This is a genomic window from Pseudocoprococcus catus (assembly GCF_019734885.1).
GTDB lineage: Bacteria > Bacillota > Clostridia > Lachnospirales > Lachnospiraceae > Coprococcus_A > Coprococcus_A catus.
The window spans coordinates 1-19,588 of record NZ_JAAXCM010000033.1 but is presented as its reverse complement, the minus strand read 5'-3'; the positions used below and the strand labels follow the sequence as shown (position 1 = coordinate 19,588).

Here is a 19,588-nt window from a genome sequence, read left to right as displayed (position 1 = left end):
CTTATGAAGATTCGCCTGAATAAAAAAAGACTTACGGATATTGCTTTCATTATACCGAGCTTAGCAGGGGTCAGCATTTTTGTGCTGATCCCCTTTATAGATGTATTGAGACGTTCCTTTACCAATGTAGCGGGAACACAGTTTGTTTTTTTATCCAATTACATCACAATTTTCCAGAATTCTGCTTTTAGACTGGCTTTTTTTAATACCATCAAGTTTATGGTTATCTGTATTCCAATCTTGATGGCATCTTCACTTTTGATTGCAGTATTTTTAAATGCAGGCATTAGAGGGGCCAATTTCCTGAAATCAGCTTATCTTGTGCCTATGGCGATCCCTGTTGCTTCTGTTGTTCTGATCTGGCGTTTGCTGTTTCACCAGAACGGCTATTTCAGCGGTTTACTGCACATGTTTGGTATGCAGTCTCAGGATTGGATGGATACAGGCTTTGCTTTCTGGATTCTTGTATTCAGTTATGTCTGGAAAAATCTCGGTTATAATATCGTATTATGGATGGCAGGGTTGACGGCAATTCCTGATACATTATATGAAGCGGCCAGAGCGGATGGTGCCAATAACATTCAGTGCTTCAGATATATTACTATGCCGAATCTTATGTCTACAATGTATACGATTACGGTTCTGGCATTCCTGAATTCCTTTAAGGTATTCAGAGAGGCTTATCTGGTGGCGGGGGATTACCCTCATGAGAGTATGTATCTTCTGCAGCATTTGTTTAATAACTGGTTCAGGGAATTGTCACTGGACAAAATGTCAGCTGCTGCTGTTGTGATTGCCCTGCTCATTTTAGTGCTGATTCTCGGACTGCAGCGTTCATGGGACCGGGAAGATTAGGAGGCAGGAGAGATGAAACACAAAATTTTAAAAAAATTGCTGCTCCTGTTTTTGCTGCTGCTTGCAGTAGGCATCTGTTTCCCTGTTGTATTCCTGATTGTCGGATCACTGATGGGACCGGATGAACTCAATCATTATCTCGGTGCAGTTCTTGGAAAAACAGATGGTTTTGCCTCATGGGCATTGCTTCCAACCTATCCGACGTTTAAAGCTTATGTACAGCTTCTTCTGGATTCGCCTGAGTTTTTTGTTATGTTCTGGAATTCAGTGAAGATGACCGGTATTATTTTGATCGGACAGGTATTAACAGGTGTTCCGGCAGCCTGGGGATTTGCCAGACTGGATATTCCGGGAAAGAAGGTTCTGTTTAATTTATACATTATATTGATGCTGATGCCTTTTCAGGTGACGATGCTGTCAAATTATCTGACACTCAATGCCATGCATCTGATGGATACCCAGTGGACGGTGATTTTGCCGGCGGCATTTTCTACATTTCCGGTTTTTATCATGTATCATTTCTTCAGGAGCATTCCGAAGGGAATTATTGAATCGGCGGAGCTGGATGGTGCCAACAAGTTTCAGGTGTTTTTGCATATCGGTGTGCCCCTTGGATCATCCGGTATTGTTTCAGCCCTTGTTTTAAGTTTTCTGGATGCGTGGAATCTCATTGAGCAGCCGTTGACATTCCTGAAAAATAAAACTTTATGGCCTTTATCACTGTATTTGCCGAATATCAGTATGGACAATGCAGGACTGGCATTTGTGGCATCCGTCATTACACTGATTCCGTCACTGCTTGTTTTTATGGCAGGACAGAATTATCTGGAACAGGGCATTGCAGCTTCTGCTGTCAAAGAATAACATATGGGAGAGGAACCGAACAATGAAATTAAAGCAACTGATGGATTTTGAAATGGATAAGGACAAGAAAAGTTCTCTTCAGGTGAAAGCAATCAAAGCACTGGCGGGATTTCTTATCCTGATGTTTTTACTGACGATTTTGTCCAGAGCTGCCGATTCACTGACAATTGCCAAGGTGACAGCATCTGCAGCAACAGGCGGTGTTATCAGCCACAATATTGAGACCGACGGCAATATTACACCGAATAAGGATATTGCGATTTCAACAAGTGCGGATATTAAGATCGCTTCTGTTGAAGCAACAGAGGGCAAAACGGTGAAAAAGGGTGACGTCCTGATCCAGCTGGATCTGGATGACCTGAAGACAAAACTTTTGAAAGCCCAGAAGGATCTGGCGGTGGCCCAGGCGACAGCATCTGATAAGAAAGCAAATAAAGCCATTGAGGCTGACAACAAGGCAAGGAGTCTGGAACGCTCATACGAGGATTATAATCAGACAATTTCTGATGCAGATGATGCGGTGTCAAAAGCGAAAGACAATATGAGTGAAGCCTGGAAAGCTTATAATGATTATAAGAAGAACAATAACAACAATTCTGATGATACAGACACAACCGTGAGTGATTCTCTTCAGAAGACAGTTGAAGAAAAACAGGAAGCTTATGATAAGGCTGTTGATGAACTGGATGGCGTAGAGAAGCATATTGAGGCGGAGGTTCAAGACGAAATCAAAAGCGAAAAGGAAAAAGGGGTGAAACTTTCACTGGCTGATGAGCAGAAAATCCGCGAGAGAGTTAATGCGTATCAGGAGAATGTCTCACTGTTAAAGAATGCCAATGATAAGGTTGACAAGGCAAAGGATGCCCTTTCTGAGGCGGAGAATGCTTTATCTGCTTACAATGAACAGCAGAATAATAATAGTAGTGCCAGCTATGATGAACAGCTGAAAGCATTATACGATGATTATAAGTCAAAAGAAGAAGCTTATGATGAAGCAATCAAGCAGAGAAAGTCAACGATCCAGTCTGCGGATCGTTCACTTGAGGATGCCAATACACCGGAAAGCGTGGATACTGCCAGTGCCCTGACGGAGAATGATGATCTTCAGGAGAAACAGCTGGCAGTGGACAAGCTTCAGAAAGTCATGGATGCAGGCGGCAAGGTGACGGCTCCGTCGGACGGACTTGTGACAAAGGTGAATGTAACAACAGGCGAGGCAACGACAGAGGATACAGCCATTCGTATTTCCGACCAGAGTGCCGGTTATAAGTTTACAGCAACCCTTGATAAATCAGATGCCAAATTCCTGGCCAAAGATGATAAAGTGACACTGGATCTCGGCAATGGGACAAGTGTTGAAGGTCTGAAGATTCAAAGTATTGATGTTTCCCAGGAAGATAAGAATTCTTATGAACTGACAGTTTCTATTCCTGCAAAGGTAAAGAAAATCGGTACGATCGCAACTTTAAAGGTTGAAAAAGCAAGTAAGAAATATGATACCTGTGTGCCTTTGACTGCACTCCACAGTGATGGAGACAAGTATTATGTCTACGTCATTAATGAAAAGGATACGATTCTCGGTACGGAGACAGCGGTTGACAAAGTCCAGGTGGAAATCCTTGACAAAAATAACGAACAGGCAGCTATTGATGGTACCTTCAGCTGGGATCAGAAGTTTGTCCTGACATCCAGCAAAACACTGCGTGACGGAGACCGTGTACGTCTTCTGGAGGAACAATAATGCGGCGGGCAGCAAAGCATGCGGGCAAATATATTCTCGTGCTGGTTATGCTCGTATGCTTTGGTCATATTCTTGCTATAGGGACGGAACTTGGCAGTTATGGTACATCGGTTGTGTATTATCTCAAGGACACGTATTCTCTGGATACTGTTCAGAATATGCGCAAAAACGATGAGGCCCTTGAAAATTATCTTCCGTTTACAGCAACAGGCAGTCTGGATCAGCAGACATTCACTAATAATGATCTGGGCAAGTCACTGACGTGTACACTGACTTATATCTACGGCAGTTCTGAAAACCTGTGTACCTCTACCGGAGAATTGATGGAGGATGACTTGAATGGCTGTGTGCTCAGCACGGAAGCCGCATGGAAACTCTTCGGTGAAAGCAGCATTACAGGCGGCATACTGACTTATAATGAAAAGAATTATTATGTCAGAGGTGTCTATGAAGATACTAACGCCGTTGTTATCCTGCCGGCGGAGACTGTATTTGCCAAAAAGCCTGCTTCCAATGCCGGTCAGGCCGTCCCTTCAGGCAGCGGAGGTGATGCAGATTATGATGCAGGGACATCTTCCGGCAGTACAGGAGATGGCGATGCTTCCGGGATTGAGGCGGCTTTTGGTAGAATTGTTATTAAACCGGGATCCGAATTAAACGGCAGCTCAGAGAGGACGGAATATCTTCAGGCATTTGAAAATAGATGGGGATTGACAGAGAACAAAACAGATTGTCTGGTCTATCAGCGTCTGGCGGCGTTTTTTATGTTTCTCCTTCCGGCATTGATCCTGATAACGGTGATCTTTCGCGGTGTCGAATATCTGCTGCGCAACAGATATCGTCCATTCTGGCTGATCGCGGGCATAATTGGGCTGGCTGTAATGCTTACCGCTTTTTTTGTGATCTGCCAGGCCAAGCCATCGATTCCTGCAGATATGATTCCGAATACCTGGTCTGATTTTGACTTTTGGGGTGAAAAAATCACAACCTTCAAAAACAGTATTCAACATATTCTTTTTATTGACAAGAGTGAAGTGGAACTGGGATACTACCGTTCGCTGACATCCATGGTAGGTTATGCCACTGCGGCGGTGATCATGTTTTTTGCTGTAGGAAGATTTTTTAAACCGGAGAAGGCAGAAGGTTTATATGGCATGATGCTTGCCGTATGCGTGACGGAATTGATCGCTGTGTATCTGCTTCACAGATCCGGTGTCATGATAGAGGGAAAGAGAATGATGCTGTATCTCTGGCCTTACTTTGTCATTGGTCAGTTTATATTCCGAAAAAAAGACGCAAAAGTTGATGAAAAAACTGTTGACAGAGTTTGAAAAACATGGTAGTATACAGAAGATGCCGCACAGTGAGGTCTAAATTTGCAGAATTGCTTTGCAGATACCGTAACTGGCGAGTAATGTGAATAGGAGGTGCCCTATAAATGTACGCAATTATTGCAACAGGTGGAAAACAGTATAAAGTAGCAGAAGGCGATGTCATCAGAGTTGAGAAACTTGGTGTTGAAGCTGGTGCTGAAGTTGTTTTTGATCAGGTTCTCGTTGTAAGTGGTGACGAAGTTAAAGTTGGTGATCCAACAGTAGCAGGTGCTACAGTAACAGCTACAGCTGTTGGCGATGGCAAGGCTAAGAAGGTTATCGTTTACAAATATAAGAGAAAAACTGGCTATCATAAGAAGAACGGTCATAGACAGGCTTATACAAAGGTTAAGATTGAAAAGATTAACGCTTAATTTTGAGGTCATGTGATGATCAGTGTGACAGTCTATAAAGACAGGAATAATCACTATACAGGTTTCAGATGCGATGGACATGCGGAATATGCAGAGCCCGGTGAGGACATTGTCTGCAGTGCAGTTTCAGTACTTACATTGAATACATGTAATGCTATTGAGGCACTGACAGAAGATGCATTCAGTGTTGGTGCAGATCAGGAATCAGGTTTGATTGATTTTGATTTTGAGGATGTTCCGGGACATGATGCTTCATTGCTCATTGATGCACTGGTACTTGGTATGCAGTCACTTTCGGAACAGTACAGTGAGTTTATACATTTTGAAATCGAGGAGGTGTAACTCATGTTAACAATGAACCTTCAGTTTTTCGCTCATAAAAAGGGTGTTGGTTCTACTAAGAATGGTAGAGATTCCGAATCCAAGAGATTAGGAGCGAAGAGAGCAGACGGACAGTTTGTAAAAGCTGGCAATATCCTTTACAGACAGCGTGGTACTAAGATTCACCCAGGTGTGAATGTTGGTAGAGGCGGCGATGATACTTTATTTGCACTGGTTGACGGTGTTGTAAGGTTTGAAAGAAAAGGTAGAGATAAGAAACAGGTTTCTATCTACCCAGTCGTAGTAAACGAATAATAGATTAAACGGCTTCAGATTTTGATATTTGAAGTCGTTTTTTTGAATCAGTAGATAATTAAAAGACAGAGGCAGCGCGGCATGTGGCTGCTCTGGCAGGAAGGAGTGTTTTTATGTTTGCTGATCAGGTTAAAATATATATACGCTCCGGCAAGGGCGGAGACGGTCACGTTGGTTTCAGACGTGAACTCTTCGTTCCTGCAGGAGGACCAAACGGCGGCGACGGCGGTAAGGGCGGAGACGTTATTTTTGTTGTAGACGAAGGTTTAAATACATTATCAGATTTCCGTCATATGAAGAAATATTGTGCACCAAACGGCGAAGACGGCGGTAAAAACCGCTGCCACGGTGCAGACGGTGAAGATCTGATCATTAAAGTACCGGAAGGAACGGTTATCAGAGATGCTGAATCAGGACGTGTTATTGCGGATATGTCTCATGGCAACAAGCGGGTGACTGTTTTAAAAGGCGGCCGCGGCGGTAAGGGCAATCAGCATTATGCAACAGCAACAATGCAGGCACCGAAATACGCTCAGCCGGGTCAGAGAGCCATGGAGCTTGTTGTTACCCTGGAATTAAAGGTGATTGCGGACGTAGGCCTTGTAGGCTTTCCGAATGTCGGCAAGTCAACCTTCCTTTCACGTGTAACCAATGCACGCCCGAAGATTGCTAATTACCATTTCACCACATTGAATCCGAATCTGGGTGTTGTGGATCTTCCGGATGGCAGAGGATTTGTGATCGCGGATATTCCGGGTATCATTGAAGGTGCATCAGATGGTGTGGGACTTGGTTTTGAGTTCCTGCGTCATATTGAGCGTACGAAGGTGATGATTCACATTGTGGATGCGGCCAGCGTTGAGGGACGTGATCCGATTGATGATATTTACAAGATCAATGCGGAGCTGGAAGCCTATAATCCTGAGATCGCGAAGCGTCCGCAGGTGATTGCTGCCAACAAGATCGATACCCTTTATGAGGGCGAGAACGACGATGCCATTACATTGTTAAGAGAAGAATTTGAGCCGAAGGGGATCAAGGTTTTCCCTATTTCCGCAGTCAGCGGCAAAGGAGTCAGAGAACTGCTCTTTTATGTGCGTGAGATGCTGGATCAGATTGGGGATGAGCCGGTTGTATTTGAACCGGAATATGTTCCTATGAATACAGATGTTGAGGAACCGTATACAGTCAGCGTTGAAGACGGTGTCTATGTTGTAGAGGGACCGCGTATTGAGAAAATGCTTGGTTATACGAATCTTGAATCTGAAAAAGGTTTTGATTTCTTCCAGAAATTCCTGAAAGAAAACGGTATTCTTGATGAACTTGAAAAGGCAGGCATACAGGAGGGCGATACGGTCCGTATGTATGGTCTGGAATTTGATTATTATAAATAAGAGGGTTAATACAGATGATTAAAAACAGTAAGCAGAGAGCATATCTCAAAGGTCTTGCCATGAATATGACACCAATCATCCAGATTGGTAAATCCAGCGTAACACCTGAGTTAACACAGGCTGTAGCGGAAGCCCTTGAAGCGAGAGAACTGATCAAGATTTCTGTTCTTCAGAATTGTCTTGATGATCCTCGCCAGATGGCAGAAATGCTGGCTGAACGTACACGTGCGGAGGTGGTTCAGGTCATTGGCAAAAAAATCGTTCTTTATAAAGAAGGCAAGGATAACAAAAAGAAGATTGTTCTTCCTGAAAAATAATATACGTCGGAGGAGATGCTTGCGATGAGCCGACGAAAACGTATCGGAATCATGGGAGGTACCTTTGATCCTGTGCATATGGTGCATCTGACGCTGGCTGAGAATGCCTATCACAGCTTTGGACTGGATGAAGTGATGATGCTGCCAAATGGTGATCCGCCGCACAAAACAGACAAAATCATCACGCCGGCGGTTCATAGAATGGCCATGCTTCAGCGGGCGGTGGAAGGAATTCCATATTTCTCTATATCTGATATGGAAATCAGGCGTGAGGGTTACAGTTATTCTTCAGTGACCCTGGAGGAGCTGAAAAACGCACATCCTGATACGGACTACTATTTCATTATGGGGGCAGATTCACTCTTTCAGATCGAGACATGGCATGAACCGGCTGTGCTCATGTCGGATTGTGTGATCTTAGCAGCGATGCGGAATCATACACCGGATGATATTTTCAAAAAGCAGATGGCTTATCTGGAAGTTAAATATCATGCGGATATCCGTTTTCTGAATATTCCGGATCTTGCACTGTCATCCAGCGAAATCAGGCGTCGTGTCAGGGAACATCAGTCCATACGTTTTTTGGTTCCGGAAGGTGTGCGTGAGTATATAGAGGAACATCAGCTGTACAATCAATAAAAGATGATAGTCGGACCTTTTGCGGATCTTTCGGCAGATTTTGAATGAAAGGGCAGGCTCAAGAGGTGATTGATGATGGAAATACAGGAAATTGAAGAGATGTTGCAGCAGAAACAGAATCCGCATCGATACAGACATACCATCGGTGTGCGCTATACATCCATTTGTCTGGCCATGCGTTATGGCGAAGATCTGACAAAGGCGTCCTACGCAGGCTTGCTGCATGATTGTGCTAAGCATATGTCCGGTGAGAAGCTGTTGGAGAAGTGCCGCAGTCACCATCTGCCTGTTTCAGATGTGGAGGCTAAAAATCCGTTCCTGCTTCACGGGAGAGTTGGGGCATGGCTGGCCAGGCACAGATACGGTGTCGAAGATCCGGAGATCCTCAGCGCCATTGAGTGGCATACTACAGGTAAGCCGGATATGACGCTTTTGGAGAAAATCGTCTTTACAGCGGATTATATTGAGCCGGGACGGGATCAGGCACCGAATCTTGCATGGCTTCGTCAATTGGCATTTACAGACATTGACCAGGCAGTCTGCGAAATTCTGAAGCAGACATTGGATTATCTGCGTGATCAAGGCGGGGAGATCGATCCTGCCACAGAAGTTACTTATAGTTATTACTTACAGAAATGTGCAGAGAATACGGAAGGATGAATTTGTATCCGGATTTATGATGTGCATACAGATAATAAATGGAGGTAAGCATGAATCAGTCTAAAGAAATGACCAAACTTGCAATTGCTGCACTGGAAGACAAGAAAGCCAATGATGTTCGTGTCATTGACATTGCCGGTGTATCTGTTATTGCAGACTATTTTGTGATCGCAAGCGGTTCCAACACCAATCAGGTACAGGCCATGGCTGACAGCGTTCGTGAGGCCCTTGGAAGAGCCGGTCATGAACCACGTCAGGTGGAAGGCTACGGCAGTGCCAACTGGATCCTGATGGATTACAATGATATCATCGTACACATCTTCTCTGACGAGTCCAGAACATTCTATGATCTGGAAAGAATCTGGAGAGATGGCAAGGAAGTTTCAGTAGGTGAATTTGAGACAGAAGAATAAGTGGTTATAAAAGAATGTGCTTGGTCACATTCTTTTTTTGTAGTGCCATATGTATTGCAATCCTACACATCACAGGCGATTTATAAATGGATTTCCGGCAAATCTTTGCCAAGTCTTGATAATTTCATTATACTTAGTCGATTACTACATACAAGTATCGAAGATATCCTCGTCATTGACGGGGATATTATTCGTTAAACAGATGGAGATACGATCATCAAAGAAAATGTCAGGGTGATTACCAGTGAAATGGATGCTGATGAACTGCCTGTCGAAGTGACTGAGGACAAGCTGGTATTTGAGAAAAATCCGAAATATAAAAAAGGAGATGTCATTGTCTCGGGAATGATCGAGAAAGCAGAAGCTGGGTTCATACGGAGAGTGATAGATGCAGAGAAAGAAAATAACCAGTTTGTGTTTTATACAGAACCGGCATTATTGACAGATGTGTTTGAAAAAGCTCATATTGTTAAATACATGCAATTGACAGAAAATGGGCTTGAAGAAGTCAGCGTTCAACAAGTAGATGGGCTTGAAGTAGGAAGTCAGCAGCAGGGGTCATTTCGAAATATGTCTATGGAAGCAGATACCTCCACATATCAAATGCCGGAGGTTGAAGTAAAGCCAAGCAGTGACTATATGTTTGGCGCAGAAGTAGAAATAAAAGATGAGGGGGTTACATTATCAGGAGAAGCAGGGATTAATGCATGGATTCAGATAGATATGAATATTGATCATGGGGATGTACAGTGCAGCATGGCGGTGAAAAGTGCAGGGGCGGTTGATGTTTTAATAGATTATTCTGACGGTTTGATAGGCTCAGGTGGTTCTATAGACGAAACATTAGACGCCAGGAATTGAATTTAAAGCAATTGAGGTATCCGCGAATGCATCAGCAGGAGTGAGTGCACATTTAATTGTGAAATTATACGGGTGTTCAGGAATCGATGTGTCAGTCGGCGTTGATGGCGAAGTGGTTGGAACGGTCAAAGTGTCAACTAAGACAAGTGGTATTCGGGATATCGGAGCATTGAATATGGAGATTGGCCCTGAGATAACAGGAACGTTGGCGGTAGATATACCTGTTATTGCACCTGGTTTAATTGAGCAACCGTTATTTACGGTAAATCTTCCGAAGTTCTGGGAATATCATTGGCCAGAAGAAGAGAAAATTTATATCACAAGATGGGGTGAAGCGCATCAGACAAAATATCCAACCTTTCAGTTTGAAGTGCCGGATGGATGGAAAGTGGTGACGGAAGAACTTGACAGTGCACCGGATGTGATCAGAGAACATGTGGAATTACAGAATGATGAGGGGCTGACAGTTGAATATTGGGATTTTCCAAATTTACTTGGCGGACATGGGCGTGCAGCATCAAAAGCAGAGCTAACGAAGGCAGCAGATTCAGATTTCGAACCGGGATATCCGGAAGGTACAGATGAAGATTATTCGTATCTTGGAAAGTTTATGGTTGCCAAAGTCCATGATATTGCAACAATGATGGGGACTATAGAAGATGATTGGTCACCATGTGACTATACATCGTATGCGGTTCTTCCTAAAAATTTTGAAAAAGAAAAAGTATATGTAGGACGATCAGGTCAGCTGGAGACATTTTCGTTTCAATATCTGACGTATCATGTTTTCATGGCACATGCACCGGAGGGACAATTTACAGAGGAACAGGAGGCGGAAGTTATAGCAATGCTAAAGAGTTTTAAGGTAACAAATTCGGCATATTAATTATGAACACAACAAAAAACTGCTGTTTCAATTTCTATATTGATTCAGCAGTTTTTTTGTCCCACTTTTTGTCCATACGTGGATGAAAATATCCTGTAGAATAAGAGCATAGAAGATAAGACAATATCAATTAGAGAAAAGGGGATGAAGCAACAGAATGGAGAATAGGAAAAAAGATGATGAAAAATTTTTGGCCAGGGATTTTTATCAATATCTGGTTTCGGAAGGAGACATTCTGCATGAGGCCAATAAAGAAGTTGATCAGGCAATCCAGAAACTCATTGACATTGCAGCCAGTGTGAAGGACAGCAAAGAGTTAAAGGAAATAGTTGATCAGCGAGACCAGGTATTTGGCGCAATTGCAAAATTGCAGGAAGAAAGTTTTTGTCTTGGTTTCCGATATGGGGGTTCGATGGTGACGTTGAATAATTTGGAATTTGGTATACGCGGAGATGGCTTCAAAAAATGTAAGTTCTTACACGACATAAAATGTATAATAAAAGATAGAAAAGAAGAGGAGGACAAGCGATGAGATATTATCATTTTAGCTTGGGTATCAGCGCACAGGCAATTAGAGAAAATGAAGAGCTGGGTCGTCATTGGAATTCATATGAGGAAACCTTAGAAGTCATCAATGAATATATGACGAAAAATCTTAGAAATCATCTTTCTTTTCTGGCATACAGAGAAGAAGAAAAAAGTATTCCGGCTGTTTTTGCGTATGATGAGAAAAAGCTGTCTTATCAGGAGGCCTATCAGTTCATCTTGGATGACAACGAGTTCGATTTCAGACAATATTCAAAAATCTGGGAACGGTTGTTGCTGACAAATGGTATCGAACGGGCGCAATTTGCAGCCAAAACCCCAGCGACAGAGACAATTTTATTTATGGAATATATCAAAGAATTTTAAATTCAGCATATTGGAAAATTGCAGAAGGGAAGAAAATCATATGGAAAAGGAACAGATCTTAGGATTATACAAAAAGAGCGCATTTTATGAAAAATACAAAGGAACTTATGTGTCAGATAAAATTTTAAAAGAAGTATTTGGTGAAAATATTCGTGTACATTGCGCGGATGGATTAAAAACATACGCGCAGGTGCATCAGTTTAATGTGGATGTTATGAAAGATCTGCTGCATCTGTTTATGTTAGATAGTGGTTTCAATGATGAAGCATGGATCTGGCGCATGATCTACGCATTTTATCTGGATCCGGATGGATACTGGAACGAATCGATAGCCGATGTGCCGTGCTCTGCAGATGGTTTATTGTCAATCCGACGAATCTATAAAAAATACGGATTTTCAGAAAAGATGATTGATACGTATGAACATTACAGAAAGCGCTCTATCTTTTTCTTTCCACAGGAGATGAATGGCATTAACATGTCCCGGGCATCTGTATTTGGAGACCGAATCGACCATACACTATTGGATTTAAAAAGACAATTTGAAAAGAAACCGTGCAAGCTGGCAGATGCCTATGCATTACCAAAAACCAGCCAGTGGCTGTTTGCGATTGGAACATTTGAACATCTGGTAGATTTATATGGTATTCGAGGTATTTTCGTCAATGAGGATAATGAAGTCTATGATTTGGAAAAAGGAGACGGCAGCATATTGACAGAATATGACGAGGATTATACCTGGGATTGGAATGATGCATACTATGAAAATGTGAAAAAGAAAATGGATCAAATAGAGGGCAGAGATGTATAACTATCTATTTCATGTCCATACCTGGCGGTGTGGGCATGCGAGCGATGAACAGGATGAAGCCTATATCAGGAAAGCGGTGGCAATGGGTGCAAAATATATTATTTTTACGGACCATGCCCCATTTCTTGGGAATCCCTTTACGAATCGCATGCCCTATGAACAGTTGGATAGCTATCTTGCGTCACTGAAGTATTTAAAAGAAAAATATCGTCATAAAATTACAGTTAAAACGGGGCTGGAAATAGAATATCTGCCGTCCTTCAGAGATTATTACGAGGAATTGCGGGCGAATAAAGAAATCGATATGCTGATGCTTGGCCAGCATCATTATGAAGAATCCAGAGGTCAGTACTTTTTTCATGATTCTGAAATGGCCTATTTCGGACTGGGCAATGCGACGCTTAAGGGAATGAATACAGGACTCTTTGACGTAGTGGCGCATCCGGATCGAATATTTAAGGCACACACCCACTGGTGTGAGGCATTTGACAGGATTTCAGAGCTGATGATTAAGATTGCCATGAATCGCAATATTTACTTAGAAAAGAATGCCAGATCAATGTGCAGATTGCAGTCCAAGGAGTACAGGCCAGAGTTTTGGAAACTGGTGCCGGCGGATGCGAAAATCATCTATGGATGCGATGCGCACAGCACGGCAGAATTGAGGATGGGAGAAGAAATAAGATGTTTGAATTAGTGCCTTCACAGTGGATGAGAGAGAGCTTTAAAAAAATGAGCTACAAGTAGGATTACCAGTTAAAGATGTAAGAGATGGTGAGTATTATATTCTTGGAGAAGGAGAAGAAGACTGGAATTGTTACTGGCAGTGCATAGAAGAAAACCAATGGTATGTAGATTTCTCGGACGATCAGGTTATTTGCAGCAGGCTTACCGAATCTGGCATCTGGTCGCATGAACATATCAATCCGTTGTATCTGGACGTTGAATTTCCGCCATATATAGAAGACAATCCCAAAAGACAGGCACTGAGATATGCAATGGAAGCGATGGGAGATTATCTTAGTCATAAAAGTATGGGAAAAATATTTTGTCCGGAACTGGTATTGAAATATGCACGGGAATATGCCGATGTATGTCGGAGAAAAAGCTTGTCAGAAAAGAGACTGGAAGAAGCAAAAAAACCAGAGGATATTATGGATTAAAAATATTTGGGAAGGAGAAGAAAATGCATTATGTAATCGGAGATATTCACAATGAAGCGAAGAAACTTCAAAGTATTTTAAATCAGATAAAGATAAAACCGAAAGATTCGTTGATAGTTCTGGGCGACATTTTTGATCGCGGTGGTACAGAAGCGGATCCGGTAGAAGTGTATTTTATGTTATCTGGTATTCAGGGAGAGCTGACATGGATACGAGGTAATCATGACCAGTGGCTGGCAGATTATGTACAGAAATATTACGCACAATCTGAACGCAAACGCCGAAAGATGGCGCCTTATGCGTATAATACTTTTGAAATGATGCGAAAGAGACTGACACAAGCGGATATGCTTCATATAGCAGAACAGATCCAACAGTTGCCGCTTCAAAAAGAAATGATAATTGATGGCAAATCCTATCTATTTGCCCATGCAATGACTTCCCATCCGGCAGTGATTCATAAAAGGGGATATTACTTGATGGGTAACAGTTCGCTTGATTACTATTTTCTTTATGGCATTGATGGTTACATTTCATTTGTGGGACATACGCCTGCCAGTAGTGTCGTCTGGGCGGAACACAAATTAGTCTCTTTAGATGAAATGTCGTGTTCGATATGGAAAAATGATAAGTCGAATGTGTATCTTATGGATTGTGGGAGTGGATTCGAAAGCGGACGATTGGCTTGCATGTGTATCGAAACTGGAGAGCGGTTTTATTCGGATGAGGAATGATGATGACTTTTGAACTTCTAGAGAAAATTATTCAGGACAATCATATTCGTAAAGATGTAGTGCTTCTAAATGATAGTGAAAATGATTTGTGCACAACGGATATGGATTGTGTTCAATACTGTGTTGCTAGAAATGAAATTTGTTTTAAACAAAGTGGTGATCTATCAAAACCAGATCATGCACAACAGGATGATTGGATAATTCTTTGGCATGGTCAAGAGAATGAAAATAGCTAAAGGGTGTAAAGAAAATGGATTATATAAGGTCTAAAGATTACCAAAAGTTTATAGAAGAAAATGGTGTGATCGTGTCGGATTGGGACAAAGCGACATTGATCTATCATGCACCAGGTATGTCACACACGGAGAAAATTTTTGCATTATTAGAACTAAAAAAGCGGACAGAAGATCCGAACTTGCAGAGGCAGATTACAGAACGACTGGACAGAAATCACAGATTTTATGAGGCATATAAGCAATGTAATGGTAATGCTTATTACAAATTGTCAGTACTTTATGAAGGAAGATACAGTACTGAAGGTATCTATCTCAGTTTTGATGCAGCATATTTAGACGGCAAAAAAGAAGGGGATCCATTTAGGATTGAGAAAGCATTATTGGCATGTAAAAAACAGGCAAGAGATACGGATGGTGTATTTGGAGCTGTTGAATTTGACGAACAGGGATATCTTCATAAAAATTTGTGGTTATATGAGAAAAATAAAGGACTGGATTTTGAGCAAAATGAAACAGGAGTGAAGAATCGATTTGAAGATCGGTATGTGGATTTGCCGTTATTGTACCGACAGGGAGATATTGTACATATCGTGGGCACAGACTTGCTTGGAATTGTGGATGGCCCGAAGGATGATGCAGAGGAAGAAAAATATTGCGATTTGGCTCGAAAAGGCGACTATTCAGATTTCCAGGTTGCAGTCAATCTTATGTTTAACGGGAATAAGTATTTGTCCGTTTTTTCGCATGAGCATGTCTGCCCTACAGAGCTGGAATATGCGACACTTGATGAAGGTGATCCACGAAAAGGATTCCTGGAATACATCAAACAGGTGTTGTATGAACGTGAATCGAATACACTTTTCTCAGGTACAGGAAGAAAGCCGGAACGAATCCGGGAGATTCTTACAAAATTAGAGATAGTATGGAAGCAATATCCGGATATGAGGCTTGGACAGCTCCTGTTGAATGTGTGTGGAAATTGTGATTTCTTTTCTATGGAGGATGAAGAACTGCTGAAACGATTGCAGTACAACCAATTTCCGATTGAGGAATCAGATTAGTCGAAATTTTTACAGTGGTATTAGGAGTATGGGAAATGGCTGATGATTTTACAGAGCGTTTAGCCCGAAAAAGGGAAAGATTGACTATCTTAGAAGCAATAAGGTGGGCGCAAAATAATTATGATTTAATACTATCTGTGATTAATGAATCGCAAGATGTTTGGATGGCAAAGAAATCGCTGCAGAATCTGTTTGGATTTCAGGAATGCCAGGCACAGGCAATTGTAGATATGCGAGTACGCATTTTTTCAAAGATGGAAAAAGACAAAATCAGTGTAGAAATGGATGAGCTGCAAGCTGAGATAGATTTATATGACAAGGATAAAGATTAATTTTTAATACATGCAAGGGGTGAATAAAATGTCCAGAGTAGAATTGATTAACATATTTGAAGATACCTTATCTATGTGCCATACGAATCAGAGATTGATGAATAGTATCAATTATTCCAGGCAACATAACCGGGTGGTTACGGATGAAAATGCAGCGCAGTATTTGAAACCACTGCCACATGACACTGGGAAAAAGGCGGAGGTGATTGTATCTAAAAAAAGAAGTTTTGAAGCGGCATCCGCTTATAAAGGCAAACGTGTCTGTGTACTCAACTTTGCTTCGGCAACGAATCCTGGTGGCGGTGTGAAAAAAGGTTCCAGTGCGCAGGAAGAATGTCTGTGCCGAACAAGTACGTTATATGAATGTCTGTCAGTCAATGCCATTACGCATGCCTTTCACAAAAAGCATAAATGGGCATTAAAAGCGGGAGAGATAGATGCTTTATACAACGATGACTGTATCCTTACCAGAGGTGTCACTGTATTTAAGCAGGATACGGCTATGCCTGTCGCATTGCCGGAAAATGAGTGGTTTGATGTGGATGTGATCAGTTGTGCAGCACCAAATTTGAGATTACTGTCACAGCGTGATCGGGATTGGGAAAAGAAAGTGACAGATCAGATGCTGTATGAAAATTATCAGAAGCGGATTCATCGCATTCTGGATATGGCCAGATGGCTGGGATCAGAGGTTGTGATTTTGGGGGCTTTTGGTTGTGGCGCCTTTGCCAATCCTCCGAAATTGGTGGCCAAAGCCATGCATGCAGCCATTGAAGCGCATATCTATGATTTTGAAACCATAGAATTGGCCATCTACTGTTCACCAAGAGATACGTCCAATTATGAAGCTTTTGCCAAAGAATTGAATCGATAAAATGGAACATCCCCTGGCACGGTTTGGTGTCAGGGGGTGATTTGGCTGCGCTGGCGTTCATTGTATTGGCGCTTCTTATTGATATAGTGAACTTTGGCGCGTGGGTAGTATTTATTGCAATGCTGGAAGTAGGTTTTGTGTTCGGCATCGCGACCTTTGGCACATTCACCGTGGCTGATGTAATATTTGCAAGGGGTTTCTCTGTATTTGCTCATCGTTATCCCATACCTTTCATGTTTATAAAGTTGTCATCTATAGTGCAACGGATTTGTATTACTTATATTGAAGTATAACAGGTTCAGAAGAAAAATCATTCAACTTGTGGTTGAATGGGAAGAAGTGAAAATGAAAGAAAATAGCAAAGCATTAACAAAAATGTCAAAATAATAATAAATATGATGAAAATTAATTTACGATAACTGAAAGATATGAGATAATTAAGAAGATAAGATGCAGAATTGAAATAATTGAGTATTTGGATGGGACAAGATGAAATGTAGAGAGTGTAAACTAATGCAACGGATGGAAAACACAGAAGATCAAGAAAAGGTCGTCTGTACTTTTCCACCATTTCCACGTAAATCGCTAGCGATTGATATTGACGATGAATGCCATTTCCATCAAAAACTTTCAGTAGAATTGAAGGATTTCCATTATGTCATGGATGGGGATTTGCCAGATGATTTTGAAGTATGTTTAATTGTTGAAAGGACAGGACATTTGTCGGCAGGATGTTGGGATACTGGTACTTTGGCAACAAAGGACGGAGCACCTGGTGAATTTAGACAAAGTCGTGGTGGGACCATAGACTTAGAGTATGTATGGGCATGGTTGCCGATTGAGGAATATGAAGTGGAGATGGTGGAGGATGGAAGGTAACTATTCTAAAACTGAGAATTATATAATAAAGATTCCAGAAAAATGTTTTGAAGGAACAGATGAAGCAGATAGATGTTGTTATACATGGAAAAATTTATATATACCATACTATTTAAATAAAAATATATGGAAAAAGTTTGGTAAAATAACTTTAGTTCGTGTAGGAAAAGGATTTGGTTTCTGGTTTGGTAAGGATGACGATTGCTGCAAAATATCGGGTGATATAGTTTTTAATTTTGGAAAAGGAAAGAAAATACCAAAATACGAGTATTATGAAAAACTAATAATTCAAGATTTTTCTGATAATGGAAAGCAAAAAAATTATTATTTAAATCAGTTAGAAAAATGTTGGGAGGCAAATTATTCATTGAATAATTGCTCGTTAATGCCGTGTACAGCGGGAATGAATAATTTTAAAGGAGGTCTAGATTTAGATCGTTTTGATAAATATATTTATTATATGAATCAATTTTTTAATAACAGAAATTTAGATCAGGATATATTTTCTAGGGCACAGGCTAAACAATCGAAATCAGGAAGCGCAGAAGAAAATAAAAATAAATTAAAGATAACGTTATTCAATTTTTTGAATCTATTTAATGATGTATATGAATATTGCAAATATATGTATTTGATAGATAGTATAGGCTATGTGGATAAATTGATAGAAAGTGGAGAAAGAGAGATTAAATCAGGAAAAGACGTTGTTCGTTATATGGAACTTGCGGAAAGCTATTGGAAAATGAAGGGAGAAAGGATGAAAAATATCTTCAAGATTAATACAGAAAGTTTGGTATAGTCTTGTATTGTTGTCTGCGGAAACTGATGCAGGCGATGTATAACATCGATATTAAAACATCATGCCTGATATTTATATGATCTTTTTTGAATGAAGATTGTTTTATTCTTTTTTGTTTACCACATTTTTTTCACGCTAGATGCACACAAATCCATTAATTTGTAATAAGCTTAACTAAGTGACATTGTATTTGAACTGGTCACGCTTTTTTCTGCCAGTCGGAACTGTCGAAGTCAAAGATGAAAAGACAGATCAAATGCGGTATATAGATGCCTCGGATGTGTACGGTTTGGATTATGATAAGAGCTATGCTTTTTTCAGAAGTCCGCATTTGTCAAGAAATGAGCAGTGCCTGCTAAAGCCAATGGTAAGAACGGATGCTGCGATTTATCAGAAAGCAGATCATCCTAAAAATGCGAGTTATAAAAATTATACCTATTATTTAAATGATATTTACACAAAATATTTTGGCCATCTGACAGGTATTGTGATGGTTTCACGTTCATCAGTGGCGCCTTTGTGCTTAGGCGGTGCGGATTTTGATGGCGATCTGGTGAATCTTATTTTTGATCAGGATGTAGCGGAAGCGGTGAAGACCGGTGTCTATGAGAGAGAAATAATCAGTGAAGAAGGCCGAATCGTCAATGAGCTGATTACCGACAGAAAAAACGTGTTGCATTATGTCACGAAAAAATCTGAAACCAGAGGAAAGATTTCTTACATAAGCTGAGTTATGAAATGGCAGAGGCATATGATGTTGTTGCAGTAGAAGAT

General features: G+C 41.2%; 29 protein-coding genes. All 29 read left to right on the top strand.

Going from position 1 to position 19,588, the window contains the following annotated elements; genetic code table 11:
* Nucleotides 1-3 precede the first annotated feature (3 nt).
* The 29 genes from HED67_RS09535 to HED67_RS09400 all read left to right on the top strand — a co-directional run bounded on the left by HED67_RS09535 (nucleotide 4) and on the right by HED67_RS09400 (nucleotide 19,544).
* Nucleotides 4-855 (top strand): carbohydrate ABC transporter permease, encoded by an 852-nt coding sequence (locus HED67_RS09535; RefSeq protein ID WP_221718151.1) that lies wholly within the window; start codon nucleotides 4-6, stop codon nucleotides 853-855.
* A gap of 12 nt (nucleotides 856-867) precedes the next feature.
* Nucleotides 868-1,719, top strand: a complete 852-nt coding sequence (locus HED67_RS09530) for a carbohydrate ABC transporter permease (RefSeq protein WP_221718150.1) — start codon at nucleotides 868-870, stop codon at nucleotides 1,717-1,719.
* Nucleotides 1,720-1,741: 22 nt separating this feature from the next.
* Nucleotides 1,742-3,460: an HlyD family efflux transporter periplasmic adaptor subunit gene (locus tag HED67_RS09525; protein WP_221718149.1), complete on the top strand. Its 1,719-nt coding sequence runs from the start codon at nucleotides 1,742-1,744 to the stop codon at nucleotides 3,458-3,460.
* Nucleotides 3,460-4,791 carry a hypothetical protein gene (locus HED67_RS09520; protein WP_221718148.1) on the top strand — a complete coding sequence of 444 codons (1,332 nt, stop codon included), beginning with the start codon at nucleotides 3,460-3,462 and terminating at the stop codon, nucleotides 4,789-4,791. The genes HED67_RS09525 and HED67_RS09520 overlap by 1 nt, the downstream gene beginning before the upstream one ends.
* Before the next feature lie 107 nt (nucleotides 4,792-4,898).
* The gene (rplU, locus tag HED67_RS09515) at nucleotides 4,899-5,207 is read left to right on the top strand and encodes a 50S ribosomal protein L21 (protein ID WP_015514198.1); all 309 of its coding nucleotides are present in this window, start codon (nucleotides 4,899-4,901) and stop codon (nucleotides 5,205-5,207) included.
* A 15-nt stretch (nucleotides 5,208-5,222) separates the two neighbouring features.
* Nucleotides 5,223-5,549, top strand: a complete 327-nt coding sequence (locus tag HED67_RS09510; RefSeq protein WP_178440737.1) for a ribosomal-processing cysteine protease Prp — start codon at nucleotides 5,223-5,225, stop codon at nucleotides 5,547-5,549.
* Between the two features lie 3 nt (nucleotides 5,550-5,552).
* On the top strand, nucleotides 5,553-5,843 hold the full coding sequence (gene rpmA, locus HED67_RS09505; protein ID WP_015514200.1) for a 50S ribosomal protein L27: 291 nt from the start codon (nucleotides 5,553-5,555) through the stop codon (nucleotides 5,841-5,843).
* Between the two features lie 113 nt (nucleotides 5,844-5,956).
* Nucleotides 5,957-7,237: a GTPase ObgE gene (gene obgE, locus HED67_RS09500; protein ID WP_178440735.1), complete on the top strand. Its 1,281-nt coding sequence runs from the start codon at nucleotides 5,957-5,959 to the stop codon at nucleotides 7,235-7,237.
* 14 nt (nucleotides 7,238-7,251) lie between these two features.
* Nucleotides 7,252-7,554, top strand: a complete 303-nt coding sequence (gene yhbY / locus HED67_RS09495; protein ID WP_178440733.1) for a ribosome assembly RNA-binding protein YhbY — start codon at nucleotides 7,252-7,254, stop codon at nucleotides 7,552-7,554.
* Between the two features lie 24 nt (nucleotides 7,555-7,578).
* Nucleotides 7,579-8,193: a nicotinate-nucleotide adenylyltransferase gene (gene nadD / locus HED67_RS09490; RefSeq protein WP_178440731.1), complete on the top strand. Its 615-nt coding sequence runs from the start codon at nucleotides 7,579-7,581 to the stop codon at nucleotides 8,191-8,193.
* A gap of 72 nt (nucleotides 8,194-8,265) precedes the next feature.
* Entirely contained in the window at nucleotides 8,266-8,853 is a 588-nt protein-coding gene (yqeK, locus tag HED67_RS09485) for a bis(5'-nucleosyl)-tetraphosphatase (symmetrical) YqeK (protein ID WP_221718147.1), read from the top strand.
* A 50-nt stretch (nucleotides 8,854-8,903) separates the two neighbouring features.
* Nucleotides 8,904-9,266, top strand: a complete 363-nt coding sequence (gene rsfS / locus HED67_RS09480) for a ribosome silencing factor (protein WP_015514205.1) — start codon at nucleotides 8,904-8,906, stop codon at nucleotides 9,264-9,266.
* On the top strand, nucleotides 9,267-9,464 hold the full coding sequence (locus tag HED67_RS17540) for a helix-turn-helix transcriptional regulator (protein WP_334300937.1): 198 nt from the start codon (nucleotides 9,267-9,269) through the stop codon (nucleotides 9,462-9,464).
* Between the two features lie 36 nt (nucleotides 9,465-9,500).
* Nucleotides 9,501-10,127 carry a hypothetical protein gene (locus HED67_RS09475; RefSeq protein ID WP_221718146.1) on the top strand — a complete coding sequence of 209 codons (627 nt, stop codon included), beginning with the start codon at nucleotides 9,501-9,503 and terminating at the stop codon, nucleotides 10,125-10,127.
* A 40-nt stretch (nucleotides 10,128-10,167) separates the two neighbouring features.
* Nucleotides 10,168-11,013, top strand: a complete 846-nt coding sequence (locus HED67_RS09470; RefSeq protein WP_221718145.1) for a hypothetical protein — start codon at nucleotides 10,168-10,170, stop codon at nucleotides 11,011-11,013.
* 157 nt (nucleotides 11,014-11,170) lie between these two features.
* On the top strand, nucleotides 11,171-11,545 hold the full coding sequence (locus tag HED67_RS09465) for a hypothetical protein (protein ID WP_221718144.1): 375 nt from the start codon (nucleotides 11,171-11,173) through the stop codon (nucleotides 11,543-11,545).
* Nucleotides 11,542-11,925, top strand: a complete 384-nt coding sequence (locus tag HED67_RS09460) for a hypothetical protein (protein WP_221718143.1) — start codon at nucleotides 11,542-11,544, stop codon at nucleotides 11,923-11,925. The genes HED67_RS09465 and HED67_RS09460 overlap by 4 nt, the downstream gene beginning before the upstream one ends.
* A gap of 40 nt (nucleotides 11,926-11,965) precedes the next feature.
* Complete coding sequence (locus HED67_RS09455; RefSeq protein WP_221718142.1) at nucleotides 11,966-12,736, top strand: hypothetical protein; 771 nt, start codon at nucleotides 11,966-11,968, stop codon at nucleotides 12,734-12,736.
* Entirely contained in the window at nucleotides 12,729-13,433 is a 705-nt protein-coding gene (locus HED67_RS09450; RefSeq protein WP_221718141.1) for a PHP domain-containing protein, read from the top strand. The genes HED67_RS09455 and HED67_RS09450 overlap by 8 nt, the downstream gene beginning before the upstream one ends.
* A gap of 301 nt (nucleotides 13,434-13,734) precedes the next feature.
* Complete coding sequence (locus HED67_RS09445) at nucleotides 13,735-13,899, top strand: hypothetical protein (RefSeq protein WP_221718140.1); 165 nt, start codon at nucleotides 13,735-13,737, stop codon at nucleotides 13,897-13,899.
* A 23-nt stretch (nucleotides 13,900-13,922) separates the two neighbouring features.
* Complete coding sequence (locus HED67_RS09440) at nucleotides 13,923-14,633, top strand: metallophosphoesterase (protein WP_221718139.1); 711 nt, start codon at nucleotides 13,923-13,925, stop codon at nucleotides 14,631-14,633.
* Entirely contained in the window at nucleotides 14,633-14,869 is a 237-nt protein-coding gene (locus tag HED67_RS09435) for a hypothetical protein (RefSeq protein WP_221718138.1), read from the top strand. The genes HED67_RS09440 and HED67_RS09435 overlap by 1 nt, the downstream gene beginning before the upstream one ends.
* Before the next feature lie 14 nt (nucleotides 14,870-14,883).
* Nucleotides 14,884-15,930: a hypothetical protein gene (locus tag HED67_RS09430; RefSeq protein ID WP_221718137.1), complete on the top strand. Its 1,047-nt coding sequence runs from the start codon at nucleotides 14,884-14,886 to the stop codon at nucleotides 15,928-15,930.
* A gap of 35 nt (nucleotides 15,931-15,965) precedes the next feature.
* Nucleotides 15,966-16,262, top strand: coding sequence for a DNA gyrase subunit A (locus HED67_RS09425; protein ID WP_221718136.1), 297 nt, complete (start codon nucleotides 15,966-15,968; stop codon nucleotides 16,260-16,262).
* 28 nt (nucleotides 16,263-16,290) lie between these two features.
* Entirely contained in the window at nucleotides 16,291-17,136 is an 846-nt protein-coding gene (locus HED67_RS09420; protein ID WP_221718135.1) for a TIGR02452 family protein, read from the top strand.
* 41 nt (nucleotides 17,137-17,177) lie between these two features.
* Nucleotides 17,178-17,429, top strand: coding sequence for a hypothetical protein (locus tag HED67_RS09415; protein ID WP_221718134.1), 252 nt, complete (start codon nucleotides 17,178-17,180; stop codon nucleotides 17,427-17,429).
* 220 nt (nucleotides 17,430-17,649) lie between these two features.
* Entirely contained in the window at nucleotides 17,650-18,015 is a 366-nt protein-coding gene (locus tag HED67_RS09410) for a hypothetical protein (protein WP_221718133.1), read from the top strand.
* The gene (locus tag HED67_RS09405; RefSeq protein WP_221718132.1) at nucleotides 18,005-18,814 is read left to right on the top strand and encodes a hypothetical protein; all 810 of its coding nucleotides are present in this window, start codon (nucleotides 18,005-18,007) and stop codon (nucleotides 18,812-18,814) included. Before HED67_RS09410 ends, HED67_RS09405 begins: the two co-directional genes overlap by 11 nt.
* Before the next feature lie 256 nt (nucleotides 18,815-19,070).
* A complete protein-coding gene (locus tag HED67_RS09400; RefSeq protein WP_221718131.1) occupies nucleotides 19,071-19,544 on the top strand; it encodes an RNA dependent RNA polymerase in 474 nt (157 codons plus the stop codon).
* Nucleotides 19,545-19,588 lie beyond the last annotated feature (44 nt).

What these genes read in the sequence shown, in the direction of transcription:
- nadD (WP_178440731.1), top strand. Translation starts at nt 7,579, where the DNA reads ATGAGCCGACGAAAACGTATCGGAATCATGGGAGGTACCTTTGATCCT.
- HED67_RS09445 (WP_221718140.1), top strand. Translation starts at nt 13,735, where the DNA reads ATGGAAGCGATGGGAGATTATCTTAGTCATAAAAGTATGGGAAAAATA.
- HED67_RS09405 (WP_221718132.1), top strand. Translation starts at nt 18,005, where the DNA reads ATGGAAGGTAACTATTCTAAAACTGAGAATTATATAATAAAGATTCCA.
- HED67_RS09400 (WP_221718131.1), top strand. Translation starts at nt 19,071, where the DNA reads ATGCGGTATATAGATGCCTCGGATGTGTACGGTTTGGATTATGATAAG.
- HED67_RS09435 (WP_221718138.1), top strand. Translation starts at nt 14,633, where the DNA reads ATGATGACTTTTGAACTTCTAGAGAAAATTATTCAGGACAATCATATT.
- HED67_RS09450 (WP_221718141.1), top strand. Translation starts at nt 12,729, where the DNA reads ATGTATAACTATCTATTTCATGTCCATACCTGGCGGTGTGGGCATGCG.
- HED67_RS09465 (WP_221718144.1), top strand. Translation starts at nt 11,171, where the DNA reads ATGGAGAATAGGAAAAAAGATGATGAAAAATTTTTGGCCAGGGATTTT.
- HED67_RS09420 (WP_221718135.1), top strand. Translation starts at nt 16,291, where the DNA reads ATGTCCAGAGTAGAATTGATTAACATATTTGAAGATACCTTATCTATG.
- HED67_RS09530 (WP_221718150.1), top strand. Translation starts at nt 868, where the DNA reads ATGAAACACAAAATTTTAAAAAAATTGCTGCTCCTGTTTTTGCTGCTG.
- HED67_RS09535 (WP_221718151.1), top strand. Translation starts at nt 4, where the DNA reads ATGAAGATTCGCCTGAATAAAAAAAGACTTACGGATATTGCTTTCATT.
- HED67_RS09510 (WP_178440737.1), top strand. Translation starts at nt 5,223, where the DNA reads ATGATCAGTGTGACAGTCTATAAAGACAGGAATAATCACTATACAGGT.
- HED67_RS09455 (WP_221718142.1), top strand. Translation starts at nt 11,966, where the DNA reads ATGGAAAAGGAACAGATCTTAGGATTATACAAAAAGAGCGCATTTTAT.
- HED67_RS09425 (WP_221718136.1), top strand. Translation starts at nt 15,966, where the DNA reads ATGGCTGATGATTTTACAGAGCGTTTAGCCCGAAAAAGGGAAAGATTG.
- rplU (WP_015514198.1), top strand. Translation starts at nt 4,899, where the DNA reads ATGTACGCAATTATTGCAACAGGTGGAAAACAGTATAAAGTAGCAGAA.
- yqeK (WP_221718147.1), top strand. Translation starts at nt 8,266, where the DNA reads ATGATGGAAATACAGGAAATTGAAGAGATGTTGCAGCAGAAACAGAAT.
- HED67_RS09410 (WP_221718133.1), top strand. Translation starts at nt 17,650, where the DNA reads ATGCAACGGATGGAAAACACAGAAGATCAAGAAAAGGTCGTCTGTACT.
- yhbY (WP_178440733.1), top strand. Translation starts at nt 7,252, where the DNA reads ATGATTAAAAACAGTAAGCAGAGAGCATATCTCAAAGGTCTTGCCATG.
- HED67_RS09520 (WP_221718148.1), top strand. Translation starts at nt 3,460, where the DNA reads ATGCGGCGGGCAGCAAAGCATGCGGGCAAATATATTCTCGTGCTGGTT.
- HED67_RS09430 (WP_221718137.1), top strand. Translation starts at nt 14,884, where the DNA reads ATGGATTATATAAGGTCTAAAGATTACCAAAAGTTTATAGAAGAAAAT.
- rpmA (WP_015514200.1), top strand. Translation starts at nt 5,553, where the DNA reads ATGTTAACAATGAACCTTCAGTTTTTCGCTCATAAAAAGGGTGTTGGT.
- HED67_RS09440 (WP_221718139.1), top strand. Translation starts at nt 13,923, where the DNA reads ATGCATTATGTAATCGGAGATATTCACAATGAAGCGAAGAAACTTCAA.
- obgE (WP_178440735.1), top strand. Translation starts at nt 5,957, where the DNA reads ATGTTTGCTGATCAGGTTAAAATATATATACGCTCCGGCAAGGGCGGA.
- rsfS (WP_015514205.1), top strand. Translation starts at nt 8,904, where the DNA reads ATGAATCAGTCTAAAGAAATGACCAAACTTGCAATTGCTGCACTGGAA.
- HED67_RS09525 (WP_221718149.1), top strand. Translation starts at nt 1,742, where the DNA reads ATGAAATTAAAGCAACTGATGGATTTTGAAATGGATAAGGACAAGAAA.
- HED67_RS09460 (WP_221718143.1), top strand. Translation starts at nt 11,542, where the DNA reads ATGAGATATTATCATTTTAGCTTGGGTATCAGCGCACAGGCAATTAGA.